Genomic DNA, 14228 nt, shown 5'->3' with positions numbered 1-14228 from the left:
CAGGGCTAGGCAGCCTGGGAAGCGGCTGCCGGTTATCGGTTCAGGCGAGTGTCGATCAACCCTTGGACGACGCCCGGGTCGGCCAGGGTGGAGGTATCGCCCAGGCTGTCGAGCTCGTTGCAGGCGATCTTGCGCAGTATACGCCGCATGATCTTGCCCGACCGTGTCTTGGGCAAAGCCGGCGCCCATTGCAGTAGCTCGGGCTTGGCGAAGCTGCCTATCTCCTTGCTGACCAGCGCCAACAGCTGGGCCTTGAGATCTTCATCGGGGCGGACACCGTTCATGGTGGTCACGAAGGCATATACGCCCTGGCCCTTGAGATCGTGGGGGTAGCCCACCACGGCTGCCTCGGCCACGCTGTCGTGAAGCACCAGGGCGCTTTCGACCTCCGCCGTGCCAATGCGATGCCCGGACACGTTGATCACATCGTCCACGCGCCCAGTGATCCAGTAATGCCCGTCGGCATCGCGCCTGGCGCCGTCCCCGGTGAAGTAGTAGCCGGGCATGGGTTTGAAGTAGGTGTCGACCATACGTTGGTGATCGCCATGGACAGTGCGAATCTGCCCAGGCCAGCTGGCCTTGATCGCCAGCAGCCCAGCCCCTGGACCCTCGATGATCTGGCCCTTGTCGTCGAGCAGCACCGGCTGCACGCCGAACATGGGTTGGGTGGCACAGCCAGGCTTGAGGGTCTGGGTGCCGGGCAGTGGCGTGAGCATGATGCCGCCGGTCTCGGTCTGCCACCAGGTATCGACGATGGGGCAGCGGCGCTGTCCGACCTCATTGAAATACCAGTGCCAGGCTTCCGGGTTGATCGGTTCACCCACGCTGCCCAGCAAGCGCAGGCTTGCACGGGAGGTACTTTGCAGGGGCGCATCCCCTTCGCGCATCAGGGCGCGCAGGGCGGTGGGTGCGGTGTAGAAGATGTTGACCTGATGCTTGTCCACGACTTGCCAGAACCGCGAGCTGTCGGGGTAGTTGGGCACGCCTTCGAACATCAGCGAGATGGCGCCATTGGCCAAGGGGCCATACACGATGTAGCTGTGGCCGGTGACCCAGCCGACGTCGGCGGTGCACCAGAAGATTTCCCCCTCCCGGTAGTCGAACACCACATCGAATGTCATGGCCGCTTGCAGCAAGTACCCGGCCGTGGTGTGCAGCACGCCTTTGGGTTTGCCGGTGCTACCGGAGGTGTAGAGGATGAACAGAGGTGCCTCTGCCTCCATGGGTTCGGGTGGGCAGGCTTCGTCGACCTGCTCGATGGCGTGGTGGTACCAGAGGTCGCGACTGTCGTCCCAGGCGACATCACCCCCGGTTCGCCGCACTACCACGACGGTACTGACGGCCGGGCAACTGGCCAACGCCTTGTCGACATTCTGCTTGAGGGCGATTCGTTTACCGCCGCGTACGCCTTCGTCAGCGGTGATGACGGTACGGCAGTCGGCGTCCAGGATACGGTCACGCAGCGCGTCCGGGGAAAAACCACCGAACACCACGGAGTGAACAGCGCCTATGCGCGCGCAAGCGAGCATGGCGAAGGCGGCTTCGGGGATCATCGGCATGTAGATGCACACCCGGTCACCTTTGGCCACGCCTCGCGACTTCAATACATTGGCCAGGCGACACACCTGGCGGTGCAGTTCACGGTAGCTGATGGCCTGGGTGTCGCTGGGGTCGTCGCCTTCCCATAGCAGGGCGGTCTGCTCGGCGCGCGTGGCCAAGTGGCGATCGATGCAGTTGTAGCTGACGTTCAGTTGGCCCCCGTCGAACCAGCGGGCCTGGCCGGTGCGCAGGTCCGATTGTTGAACCTGTGACCAAGGCCTCATCCAGGTCAGGCGCTGCGCTTGAGCGGCCCAGAAGGTGTCCGGGTCTTCGACCGACTGGCGGTACAGGCGGTGGTAGTCGTCCTGGGACAGGGCTGCCGCCTGGCTGACGGCGAGGGCGTGCGGGTATTTTCGAATATCGAACATGGCGGTGGTCCTGCTCTTGTGAGGGGCGAGGGACGGCAACGGCTAATGGGTAGGACAGTTTTGCGGGGAGGGGTGTTCCCCCGGTTCGGCGATTGGGCGGGTACGGTCGATAGGGGCTATGAAGCCGTCGACTGGCCTGCTGTAGAGGCTTGGCCCACGTGCGATGGGCGCTGCGCAGCAGCCCCGGCAATTGCCCAGGGGGCGAATTGCAGAAGCTGCGGCGCATCTCTTGATGCCTTGCCTGGCGAGCACAAGCCCTGCCAGGTAGAGGTCTGATCAGCCGCGATGGCGGCCGCGGAAGTAATTGATCAGGCCTTGGGTAGAGCCGTCCTCGGCCACCTCTTCCTGGCTGCCTACAAGACGCTGGTACACGCCCTTGCCCAGTTCCTTGCCCAGTTCCACACCCCATTGGTCGAAGGCATTGATACCCCAGACCACGCTCTGCACGAACACCTTGTGCTCATACATGGCCACCAGGGCACCCAGCCGGCGTGGGCTGATACGCTCGACCACCAAGGTGTTGCTCGGGCGATTGCCGGGGATGACCTTGTGCGGGGCAAGCTTCTGCACATCGGCTTCGCTCATGCCCTTGGCACGCAGTTCGGTCTCGGCTTCTTCTCGCGTCTTGCCCAGCATCAGCGCCTGGCTCTGGGACAGGCAGTTGGCGTACAGCCATTGGTGATGGTCGGCTACCGGGTTGAAGCTGACGACCGGCACGATGAAGTCGGCCGGGATCAGCTGCGTGCCCTGGTGCAGCAACTGGTGATAGGCATGCTGGCCGTTGCAGCCCACACCGCCCCAGATCACAGGGCCGGTCTCGGTTTTCACCGGGGTGCCGTCCTGCAGCACGCTCTTGCCGTTGGACTCCATGTCCAGCTGTTGCAGGTGCTTGGTGATGTTGCGCAGGTAGTGGTCGTACGGCAGGATCGCATGGCTGCTGGCACCCCAGAAATTGCCGTACCACACACCCAGCAGCGCCAGCAGCACGGGCATGTTCTTCTCGAACGGCGCGCTCTGGAAATGCTGGTCCATGGTGTAGGCACCGGAGAGCAGTTCCTTGAAGTTGGCGGTACCGATGGCCAGCGCAATGGGCAGGCCGATGGCGGACCACAGCGAATAGCGCCCACCGACCCAGTCCCACATCGGGAAGATGTTCTCTTCGCGGATGCCAAACGCCACGGCGGCGGCCTTGTTGCTGGAAACGGCGATGAAGTGGCGGTACAGCTCGGCTTCCGAGCCGCCCTGGGCCAGGTACCAGGTACGCGCGGCCATTGCGTTCTTCAGGGTCTCGAGGGTGTTGAACGACTTGGACGAGACGATGAACAGGGTGGTTTCGGCGCGCAGGCTGGCCGACAGTTCGTGGAACTCGCTACCGTCGATGTTCGCCAGGTAATGGCAGCGTACACCGCGCTGGGCGTAAGGCATCAATGCTTCGGATACCAGTTCCGGGCCTAGGAACGAGCCACCGATGCCAATGTTGACCACGTCGGTGATGGGCTTTTCGCTGTAGCCACGCCACAGGCCATCATGAATGCGGCCGACCAGCTCGGTGATCTGGTTGAGCACCTTGTGCACTTCGGGCATGACGTTCACGCCGTTGACGCTGAGCTTGTCACCCACCGGGCGGCGCAGGGCGGTGTGTAGCACCGGCCGGCCTTCGGAGGCGTTGATGATCTCGCCGTTGAACATCGAAGTGATGGCGTCCTTGAGGCCCACTTCGTCGGCCAGGTTCACCAGCAGGTCACGTGTCTGTTCGGTGATCAGGTTCTTGGAATAATCCAGGAACAGGCCACAGGAGCTCAGGGAGAATTGTTCGAAGCGCTGAGGATCGGCGGCGAAAGCTTCTCGCATGCTGAAGCCTTGCATGGCATCGCGGTGCTGCTTGAGCGCCTGCCAGGCGGGTAGAGCCGTGACATCGTGGGGGGTACGGTAATACGCCATTGCGCGGGGGTCCCTTGGTCCGTGGTGATGCGTTGGACACGGCAGTCATTGCCGGGTTCAGGCTGGCATCATTATAGGCAAAGGCCCGGCGCTGGGAATGGGGGGCGCAAAAGTAGATGGGGTGCCTAGGCACCCCAGGCCGTTCAGGCCGTCTTGTCCTGCACCTGCACGTACAGGTTGTCGATCAGGCGGGTATTGCCCAGGTAAGCCGCCGCGATGACCATCAGGTCTCGGTCATCGACCATGGCCGGGCGCAGGGTCAGGGCATGCCGTACTTCCAGGTAATCGGGGCGCAGACCGGCTGCGCTCAATTGGGCCTGGCCGTCGGCCACCAGCGCGGCGAAGTCCTTTTGGCCACGGGCGATGGCAGCTGCCATCGTCTGGAGCACGCGATACAGCACAGGCGCCGTTGCCCGCTGCTCGGCGGTGAGGTAGCCGTTGCGCGATGACAGTGCCAAGCCGTCTGCGGCGCGCACTGTAGGCAGCCCCATCACCTGGATGGGCATGTTCAGGTCGCGCACCATGGCGCGAATGACTGCCAGCTGCTGATAGTCCTTTTCGCCGAAGACCGCGAGATCAGGCTGCACCATGTTGAACAGCTTGCTGACCACGGTGGACACGCCTTCGAAGTGCCCTGGCCGACTGGCGCCGCACAACCCTTCTGACAGGTTGGGCACGCTGACCCGCGTCTGCACGCTCATCCCGTCCGGGTACATTTCGTCCACGGCAGGGGCAAACAGCAGGTTGCAGCCCGATTCGACCAGCAGTTGCTGGTCGGCTGCCAACGTGCGGGGGTATTTGTCCAGGTCTTCATTGGCCCCGAACTGCAGCGGGTTGACGAAGATGCTGGCAACCACGAAGTCGGCGCATTGCGCAGCCTTGACCACCAGGGCCGCATGGCCACTGTGCAGGTTGCCCATGGTGGGCACGAAGCCGATGCGCTTGCCTTCGCTGCGGGCGCGGGCTACGGCGGCGCGCAGCTCCCGCACGGTCTTGACTGTATTCATGCGCTGAACCCGTGTTCACTGGCGGGGAACGTGACTTGCTTGACGGCCTGGACATAAGCGGCGAGGGCGCTGGCGATGTCAGGCTGGCCGTCCATGAAGTTTTTCACGAACTTGGGTACCCGGCCGCTAAGGGACAGGCCGAGCATGTCATGCAGCACCAATACCTGGCCATCGGTGGCGCTGCCGGCACCGATGCCGATGACCGGGATGCGCACGGCCTGGGTGATCGCTGCGGCCAGCTCGCTGGGCACGCATTCGAGCAGCAGCATGGCAGCGCCTGCGGCTTCAAGCGCGATGGCATCGGCCTGCATCTGCCGGGCTTGTGCCTCCAGGCGACCTTGTACCTTATAGCCGCCGAGCACATTTACGGTCTGAGGCGTCAAGCCCAGGTGGGCGCAGACAGGCACGCCACGCTCGGCCAGCAGCCGGATGGTCTCGGCCAGCCAAGCTGCACCTTCGATCTTGACCATGTGGGCGCCTGCCTGCATCAGCGCCGCGCTGTTGGCGAAGGCTGATTCAGGCGTGGCGTGGGCCATGAACGGCAGGTCGGCGAGAATCATTGCGCCGTGATTGCCGCGCTTGACCGAGGCGGTATGGTAGGCCATGTCTGCCGTGGTGACCGGCAAGGTGCTGTCATGGCCTTGCAAGACCATGCCCAAGGAGTCGCCCACCAGCAGGACGTCGACGCCGGCCTGGCTGGCTGTCTTGGCGAACGTCGCGTCATAGCAGGTCAGCATGGCGATTTTTTCACCCTTGGCCTTCAGGCCATTGAGGGTGGAAAGGGTTACTTCAGGCATGTAGAGAGTTCCTCATTCTGGCGCCAGGGGAAACGACTGCATGCAACCTGAGTAGTCATCTTCCGCAGCGGCACATCATCGCGCGTGATGTTCTGGCACAGGTCCGTCCGGGCCTCGATAGGGGTGCGCAACACGGGGGTGCCACGCGGGTCGCCTATAGTCGTGAGCGAAATGAGGGAAGTCAATCACCCTGTTACCGCATTGTTACGATGAGGGTGTTACTGGCGTTACTGCCCTAACGAACGGCCGGTTACAGGCGTTCGAGGCCAATGTATGGGCAGGCGGCGAGCAGTTGGGACAATTGGCGGCCATCGGCAAGCCGGAAGTCTTCAGGTACCAGTTCGGCCAGCGGATAGAGCACGAAGGGCCTGGCATGCATGTGATAGTGCGGTACCTGCAGGCGCGGCAGGTCCAGCACCTGGTCGCCGTACAGCAGAATGTCCAGGTCGAGGGTACGCGGCCCCCAGCGTTCCTTGCGCACTCGGCCCTGGTCGTTTTCGATGGCCTGCAAGGCATCGAGCAGGTCAAGGGGCGCCAAGGCGCTGTCGAGCGCGGCGACGGCATTGGTGTAGCGGGGCTGGCCCGGCAGTAGCGAATCGCTGGTGTACAGCGCCGAAGCGGCCACCAGACGCGTCGCCTGGACCTGATCGAGTGCGTCCAGCGCGCTGCGCAACTGCTCGGCCGGGGCATCCAGATTGCTGCCCAGGCCGACGTACACGCGGATGCTCACTCGAAGGCCTCTTCACCACCGCGCTTGCGCTTGCTGTTGCTGCGCTTGCGCTTGCGGGACGCACCGCCTTCATCACGGCTGCCCAGGTCGCGGATCATGTCGCGGCGCTCGCTGTCATTGGCTTCCTGATACTCGGTCCACCACTGGCCAAGGTCATCGGTTTCTTCGCCAGCGCTTTCGCGCAGCAGCAGGAAATCGTAACCGGCACGGAAGCGTGGGTTGTCCAGCAGCATGTCGGCGCGTTTACCGCTGCGGCGCGGCAGGCGTTCCTGCATGTCCCAGATCTCGCGGATCGGCAGGGTGAAGCGCTTGGGAATGGCAATGCGTGCGCACTGCTCGGCGATCAGGTCATGGGCTGCACCATTCATGGCCGGAATCGGCGGCACCCCTTGGTTCTGCAGGTGCAGAACGCGCGCTGGCAGGGCAGGCCACAGCAGGGCTGCGAACATGAAGGCAGGCGTTACCGGCTTGCCTTGCTTGACGCGCAGGTCCGTATTGCTCAACGCCTGGCTGATCAGCGTGTAGGTATAGGTGGGGCGGTCCTCCAGCGCCTGGGCACTGGCGGGGAACAAGGGTTCGAACAGCTGCAGGTCGACCAGCATTTCGAACGCCATGGCGCCCTGGCCCGACAAGAACAGCTTCAGGCTCTCTTCGAACAGCCGCGCCGGCGGTATTTCACGCAGCAGCGGTGCCAGTTCGCGAATCGGCTGGACGGTGTGCTTTTCGATACCGAAGTCGAGCTTGGCTGCGAAACGAACCGCACGCAGCATGCGCACTGGGTCTTCCTGATAGCGATGGGTAGGATCGCCGATCAGGCGCAACAGGCGATTGCGCACATCGTGCACGCCGTTGGCGTAATCGAGAATGCGCTCGCTCACCGGATCGTAGTACAGCGCGTTGATGGTGAAGTCGCGGCGCTGCGCGTCTTCTTCCAAGGTGCCATACACGTTGTCGCGCAGGATTCGCCCGCTGGCATTGTGGGACGAGCGGTGGCTGTCGCCCTGATCGTCCTCGGAGTGAGGGGCACGGAAGGTGGCGACTTCAATGATCTCACGGCCAAAATGCACGTGAACCAGCTTGAAGCGGCGGCCGATAATACGCGCGTTACGGAACTCGGCACGCACCTGTTCGGGGGTGGCGCTGGTGGCCACGTCGAAATCTTTCGGCGTGATGCCCAGCATCAGGTCGCGGACACAGCCACCGACCAGATAAGCCTGGTAACCGGCGCTCTGCAGGCGCTCGACGATGTTCACCGCATGGCGGCTAAACTGGTGGCGCTGCAGCGAATGCTGGCTTTTGTTGATCACCTCGGGCGTGGTGCGCCGGTGGTGCTGGCCCGGTACGGGCGGGCGGAACGACTGGAACAGCTTCTTCAGCATGGGATGCACTGTTTGAAGGAATGTTCGGCCAAGAATATGAGAATGGCCGCATGATGGGCGGGGATTCTAGCATTTACTCGCGGGATGGTGTAGGCGGTCGCAGAATGCCTGCCCAAAGGCAGAAACGACAAGGGGAGCCTAAGCTCCCCAAGAAGTCGTTGCGTGTGCTCTTATTGTTTTTTTTTGCGGGCTTCTTGTTTTTGTTGAGTGCCCTGCCACTAAGCGTGAAGCTTGTGGACGACCCCCAAGCCAGGGGTAAAGAGCAAACGGATTGCTTTGGCCGCTGATGTCACGTTGATCGTAGATCCATCCAGTTCAGGTGCTGCTTTATAGTGCAGTTTTTGTTGTTCTCTGCCTGGGTGTGGGGCAAGCCCCAAACATGCATCCTCTCCAAAAGAATCAGTTAGCTGCGCCTCCGCCGTCTTGTTCTTATTGTGCGTGAGTCGTTTCGTCTTGTTCTTATTGTGGGTTGCAGTGCTTGTTATTGTTTTTGTACTAAGCATATAGCAGAAGGCGTGCCAACTTTGGCTGGCCCAGCAAATCCGGGGGTTTGGCTATTTTTGCAGGTGAGCATGCCAAGTGCGCGGCGTGCTTTTCGTTACCGTTTACCTCGGCAACTGTTACGCACCTGCAGGCAGGTAACAGATTTTTGCGGCGGGGGGATGCGGGGGAATCAGTCTGAGGCCCCGTTACGGGTAAGAACCCTGCAGGGTGACCGAAGACGGGCAGGAGACGCCTCCTGCCCGGTCGAATCAGTTCTCGCTGGTGGCGTTGCTTTTGCGGCGTGGAATGCCCAGGCGCTGCCTGCGCTCCCAAAGGCACTTGCGACTGACGCCCAGCTTGCGTGCCAGCTCGGTCTCGGTCATGTGGTCCTGGTGCTCGAGCACGAAATGCTGGAAGTAGTCCTCCAGCGACAAATCTTCGGTCGGCTCATGACTGGCCGTGGCGGCACTGGCGACGGTCAGCTCACTGTCGAGCAGCTCGTCCTCGTCCAGATCGCTGAGCTCGATGTCGATGCCCAACAGCTCCGCCGAAATTTCCGGGCTTTCACTCAGGATGACTGCGCGTTCCACGGCATTTTCCAGTTCTCGCACGTTGCCGGGCCAGCTGTAATGACGAATGGCCTGCTCTGCCTCGGGTGAGAAGTGCAGGTCGTCACGCCCGATCCGCGCGCACTGGCGGGCCAGGAAGGCACTGGCAATTTCGTTCACATCGCTGCCGCGCTCGCGCAGGGCAGGTAGCTTCAGCGCGATCACATGCAAGCGGTAGTACAAGTCTTCACGGAACTGACCGGCCTTGGCCAGGTTTTTCAGGTCCCGGTGAGTGGCCGCGATCAGGCGCACGTCGACCTTTTGCGACTGCACCGAACCCACCCGCCGAATCTCGCCTTCCTGAAGCACGCGCAACAGGCGCGCCTGGGCTTCGAGCGGGAGTTCGCCGATCTCGTCGAGGAACAGAGTGCCGCCGTCAGCGGCCTCCACCAGCCCAGCCCGACCTGCGCTGGCTCCGGTAAAGGCGCCCTTTTCATGACCGAACAGCTCGGACTCGATGAGCGTCTCGGGAATCGCTGCGCAGTTGACCGAGATCATCGGTGCCTTGGCCCGTCGCGACAGGTTGTGCAGCGCACGGGCGACCAGTTCCTTGCCGGTACCTGACTCACCCTGGATCAGCACATTGGAGTCGGTAGGGGCGACCTTGCGGATCTTGCTGAACATGTCCTGCATGGGGGCGCAGGAACCGATGATGCCGATATCCCCATTGGTCGCCGGTGCGTTGCCTTTGTCCGCCGGGGCAGCCTTGGCGGAGGCCAGGCGTGGCTCAGGGGCTGCAGGTGGCGCGCTTGGCCGATCACGCAGGATGCGCGCAACGGCCTGGAGCATTTCATCATGATCGAACGGTTTGGCGATGTAGTCGACCGCACCCATTTTCATCGAGTCCACGGCCGAGCGCAGGCTTGCGTAGCTGGTCATGATCAGCACCGGCCTACCCTCGCCGAGCTTGATCAGCTCGGTACCGGGGGCACCGGGCAGGCGCAGGTCGCTGACGATCAGGTCGAAGGTCGCAATGCTGAAGCGTTCCTGTGCTTCCTGCACCGAGCCGGCTTCGCTGACCTGGTACTGGTTCCGTTCGAGCAGGCGTCGCAGGGCCGAGCGGATGATGGTTTCGTCTTCGACGATCAGAATATGCGGCATTGATTCAATTCTCTCGACGGTCTCGATTTTCAGGGGACGTCGCTACGACATGCCGGGGCAGGGTCACGCGGATCCGGGTGCCACGTTGCCGTTCGATATCGGCCGGGCTGTCGATGGTGATTTGTCCATAATGCTCCTCCACGATGGAATAGACCAGCGCAAGGCCCAGCCCGGTTCCCTCGCCAGGGTCCTTGGTGGTGAAGAAGGGTTCGAACAGGCGATCCATGATGTTCTTCGGAATGCCGCTGCCCTCGTCCTCCACGATCAGGTCGACCGTGTGCTCGCAGCCCACGGTGCGCACGCGAATCGCGCTGCCGGGTGGAGACGCGTCCCGCGCGTTGGACAGCAGATTGATCAGCACCTGGGCCAGGCGTTGCGGGTCACCCTCTGCCCAGTGGTCGGGGTCGCACAGGTTGAAGAACTGCACGTCGAAGTTGCGCCGATTCAAGGCCAGCAGGCCAATGGCATCCTGGGCCACTTCTGCCAGGCACACGGGCTCTTCGCTGTTCTGATGGCTGCCGCCTGCGTGGGCGAAGCTCATCAGCGATTGCACGATGCGCGACACCCGCTTGGTCTGTTCGAGGATCTGGCTGGACAGCTCGATGATTTCTCCATCGCCTTCGCGCTCCTCGCGCAGGTTCTGCGCAAGGCAGGCGATGCCGGTGATCGGGTTGCCGATCTCGTGGGCCACACCCGCCGCCAGGCGGCCGATGCTCGCCAGGCGTTCAGAGTGCACCAGCTTCTCTTCAAGGGCCTGGGTTTCGGTCAGGTCTTCCACCAGCAGCACCAGGCCACTGTTGCCTGGGGCCAGCGGTTCGTCGATGGCGGCCTTGTGCAGGTTCAGCCAGCGCGGCTGGCCGTCCAGGGCCAGGCGCTGTTTGTGCAAGTGTTCATCCGGCACATTGATGAAGCCTTGCAGCAGGCCACGCCAGGGTTCGGCAATGGTGATCAGGCGCGAACCGACCACGTGCTTGGCAGCAATGCCGGTCAGCTCTTCCATGGCCTTGTTCCACATGAGGATTTCCTGGTCCTTGGCCAGGGAGCATACCCCCATCGGCAGCTCCTGAAGCGTCTGGCGGTGATAGCGGCGCAACGCGTCGAGTTCGGCAGCCAGGCCGGTCAGGCGCGAGTGGTAGTCCTCCAGCCGGCTTTCGATGAAGTGGATGTCTTCAGTCACATAGTTTTCATTGCCCGACTTGTAGGGCAGGAAGGTCTCCACCATGTCCTGGGCCACGCTTGGGCCCATCAGGCCGGAAAGGTTGGCCTCGATGCGGTCGCGCAGCCGACGCAGGGCGTAGGGGCGCCGCTCGTCGAAGGGCAGGTACAGATCGCGCAGGGCTTGCTCCACTTCCTTCTGCGCGGCCTTGGCGCCCAGTGGCTTGGCCAGTTGGGTGGCGAACTCCTGCGGCGAGGCCGCATGCAGTTCGCGGCGCTGGGGGCGGCGGACGTTGTCGACGGCGCAGGCTTCGGCGGCGGCCACCTCTTCGTTGCTGGCATTGGTGAACAGCGAGATCAAGGTGAACAGCAGCACGTTGGCGGCCAGCGATGCAATGGCTGCCATGTGCCAACTGGTGTCGTCCAGCACGTAGATCATGTCCAGCAAGGGGATGTAGAAACCCTGCAGGTTACCCAGAAGTGGCAGCAGCATGGTGCCCATCCACACCAGGGTGCCCGCCACCAGGCCGGCAATGAACCCCCGCCGATTCGCCGTGGGCCAGTACAGCACTGACAGGACCCCCGGCAGGAACTGCAAGGTGGCCACGAACGCGACGATGCCCAGGTTGGCCAGGCTCTGGTGGTTGCTCTGGGTGAGGTAGAACATGAAACCGGCGGTGATAATGGCCACGATCAAGGCCCGGCGCGTCCACTTCAGCCAGCGGTAGATGTTGCCCTCGGCAGGCGGCTGGTACAGGGGCAGGACCAGGTGGTTGAGCGCCATGCCCGAGAGGGCGAGGGTGGTCACGATGATCAGCCCGCTGGCTGCCGAAAGCCCCCCGACATAGGCCAGCAGGGCCAAGGCCTGGTTGTTGGCCGCGATGCCCAGCCCCAGGGTGAAGTATTCCGGGTTGGTACTGGCGCCCAGGCGCAAGCCGGCCCATAGCACCAGGGGCACGGCCAGGCTCATCAGCAGCAGAAACAGCGGCAGCCCCCAGCTGGCGCTGACCAGCGAACGCGGGTTGAGGTTTTCGGTGAATGCCATGTGGTACATGTGCGGCATGACGATCGCAGAGGCGAAGAACACCAGCAGCAAGGTGCGCCACGGGCCCTCCTGCAAAGGCGTGTGCAGGGCTGCCAGCGCCGTCTGGTTCTGCAGCAGCCAGACCTCCAGGCCATGGGGCCCGCCGAAAACGCCATACAGCGCATAAAGGCCGATGCCACCCAGGGAGATGAGCTTGATCACCGACTCGAAGGCGATGGCGAAGACCAGCCCCTCGTGCTTCTCACGGGTGGCGATGTGCCTTGAGCCGAAGAAGATGGTGAACAGGATGATAAGGGCACAGAAAGCGAACGCTACCCGGGCCTTGACCGGCTCCCCGGTGAGGATGCTGATGGAATCGGCCACGGCCTGGATCTGCAGAGCAAGCAGCGGCAATACCCCGATCAGCATGATCACCGTGGTCAGCGCCCCGGCCCAGGTGCTGCGAAAGCGGAAGGCCAGCAGGTCGGCCAGGGACGATAACTGGTAGGTACGGGTGATTTTAAGGATCGGATACAGCAACACCGGCGCCAACAGGAATGCCCCTGAAACCCCCAGGTAACAGGCCAGGAAGCCATAGCCGTACTGGTAGGCCAGCCCCACCGATCCGTAGAACGCCCAGGCGCTGGCATACACCCCCAGCGACAAGGTGTAGGTCAGGGGGTGGCGGATGATCGAGCGCGGTATCAAGCCGCGTTCGCTGACCCAGGCCACGCCGAACAGCACCAGCAGGTAGCCGGCACTGATCAGGATCATCTGGGTCAGGCTAAAGCTCATCGGCATCTCGTTGGCTCTGCAGGATGAAAGTGACGACGATCAGGATGAGCCAGAGCAGGTACGGGCGGTACCAGGCTCCGGTGGGCTCGATCCACCAGTCCATGATGGCCGGGGAGAACAGGTAGATCCCCACGACCAGAAGCAGGACCAAACGATAGATGTACATGCGGGCCTCGACGGTTGGGCGCTGCGGGTGTGGATCTATTATTGGCGCATATGGCGTGGCGGATGCTAGCGGGAATCGGCAGCGTTGGCCAAGGGTTTGAATTTCATGGCCTTTTGATTCAGGCGGGCGGGTTATCGAAACCCGGCCTAGCGCAAGTCGGCCTCAGGGACCGTGGTGCGCTGGGCAATGCGTTCGGGCCGCCACTGGGCACGTGCCACGGCCAGCACTTGGGCTGGGGTGGCGCTTGCGAGCTGCGCGGGCGTGTCCTGGCCCAGTGCCCTGAGCGCCCGCAGCAGCAGCGGGGTAGCCTGGTCGGCCTGCAGGGGCGGCGAGCGGTAGGACTTGCCCAGCTTGTGGCCATCAGGCTGGACGATCAGCGGCACATGCAGATAGCGCGGCTGAGTAAAACCCAGCAGCTCCTGCAGGTACAACTGACGGGGGGTGTTGTCGAGCAGGTCGGCACCGCGCACGATGTCGGTGATGCCTTGCCAGGCGTCATCGAGCACCACTGCCAACTGATAGGCATAGAGCCCGTCACGGCGCTGGATGACGAAGTCGCCCACTTCCCGGCCCAGGTGCTGCTGGTACTCACCTTGCACCCGGTCGGTGAAACGGTAGGTCAGCTCCGGCACCCGGATACGAATGGCCGCACCTTCGCGGGCGTGCCCGGCATTGCGACAAAAACCGGGGTAGATACCGCCGTACCCTTCCAGCTGCTTGCGCGAACAGGTGCAGGCGTAGGCCAGGCCCATGTTGAACAGGTGGTCGACCACGCTGGCATAGGCGTCAGAGCGCTGGCTCTGAAAGGCCACTTCGCCATCCCATTCCAGGCCGTAGCGTTCCAGGGTTTGCAAGATGGCATCGCGCGCGCCGGGCATTTCCCGTGGCGGGTCGGTGTCCTCCATGCGCAGCAGCCAACGCCCGTCCACGGCTCGGGCGTCCAGCCAGGAAGCCAGGGCGGCTACCAGGGAGCCGAAGTGCAGGAAACCGCTGGGGGTGGGGGCAAAGCGGCCGGTGTAACGGGACTGGGTCATGGTCGGGCAGGGCATATAAATGAAGCGGGGCGCATGATGCG

At 63.0% G+C, this 14228-nt stretch carries 10 protein-coding genes; all 10 read right to left on the bottom strand.

All coding sequences use genetic code 11. From position 1 onward, the window contains the following. Window positions 1-32 precede the first annotated feature (32 nt). Window positions 33-1967, bottom strand: coding sequence for an acetate--CoA ligase (gene acs, locus FS767_RS15130; protein ID WP_144966588.1), 1935 nt, complete (start codon window positions 1965-1967; stop codon window positions 33-35). A gap of 276 nt (window positions 1968-2243) precedes the next feature. After that, complete coding sequence (gene pgi, locus FS767_RS15125; protein ID WP_144966587.1) at window positions 2244-3908, bottom strand: glucose-6-phosphate isomerase; 1665 nt, start codon at window positions 3906-3908, stop codon at window positions 2244-2246. Between the two features lie 143 nt (window positions 3909-4051). Continuing rightward, window positions 4052-4915, bottom strand: a complete 864-nt coding sequence (gene panC, locus FS767_RS15120; protein WP_144966585.1) for a pantoate--beta-alanine ligase — start codon at window positions 4913-4915, stop codon at window positions 4052-4054. Beyond that, window positions 4912-5712, bottom strand: coding sequence for a 3-methyl-2-oxobutanoate hydroxymethyltransferase (panB, locus tag FS767_RS15115; RefSeq protein WP_144966583.1), 801 nt, complete (start codon window positions 5710-5712; stop codon window positions 4912-4914). Before panB ends, panC begins: the two co-directional genes overlap by 4 nt. Before the next feature lie 250 nt (window positions 5713-5962). Then, a complete protein-coding gene (gene folK, locus FS767_RS15110) occupies window positions 5963-6442 on the bottom strand; it encodes a 2-amino-4-hydroxy-6-hydroxymethyldihydropteridine diphosphokinase (protein ID WP_144966581.1) in 480 nt (159 codons plus the stop codon). Further along, entirely contained in the window at window positions 6439-7821 is a 1383-nt protein-coding gene (locus tag FS767_RS15105) for a polynucleotide adenylyltransferase PcnB (protein WP_144966579.1), read from the bottom strand. Before FS767_RS15105 ends, folK begins: the two co-directional genes overlap by 4 nt. 752 nt (window positions 7822-8573) lie before the next feature. Further along, a complete protein-coding gene (locus FS767_RS15095) occupies window positions 8574-10013 on the bottom strand; it encodes a sigma-54 dependent transcriptional regulator (protein WP_144966577.1) in 1440 nt (479 codons plus the stop codon). A 4-nt stretch (window positions 10014-10017) separates the two neighbouring features. Then, the gene (locus tag FS767_RS15090; RefSeq protein WP_178102742.1) at window positions 10018-12993 is read right to left on the bottom strand and encodes a sensor histidine kinase; all 2976 of its coding nucleotides are present in this window, start codon (window positions 12991-12993) and stop codon (window positions 10018-10020) included. Beyond that, window positions 12977-13153: a hypothetical protein gene (locus FS767_RS15085; RefSeq protein WP_003250005.1), complete on the bottom strand. Its 177-nt coding sequence runs from the start codon at window positions 13151-13153 to the stop codon at window positions 12977-12979. Before FS767_RS15085 ends, FS767_RS15090 begins: the two co-directional genes overlap by 17 nt. A 146-nt stretch (window positions 13154-13299) precedes the next feature. Continuing rightward, on the bottom strand, window positions 13300-14187 hold the full coding sequence (gluQRS, locus tag FS767_RS15080) for a tRNA glutamyl-Q(34) synthetase GluQRS (RefSeq protein ID WP_178102741.1): 888 nt from the start codon (window positions 14185-14187) through the stop codon (window positions 13300-13302). Between the last annotated feature and the right edge of the window lie 41 nt (window positions 14188-14228).

Origin of the sequence: Pseudomonas sp. DE0010 (assembly GCF_007680745.1) — a bacterium.
GTDB lineage: Bacteria > Pseudomonadota > Gammaproteobacteria > Pseudomonadales > Pseudomonadaceae > Aquipseudomonas > Aquipseudomonas parafulva_B.
This window is presented reverse-complemented; position numbering and strand designations above follow the sequence as displayed.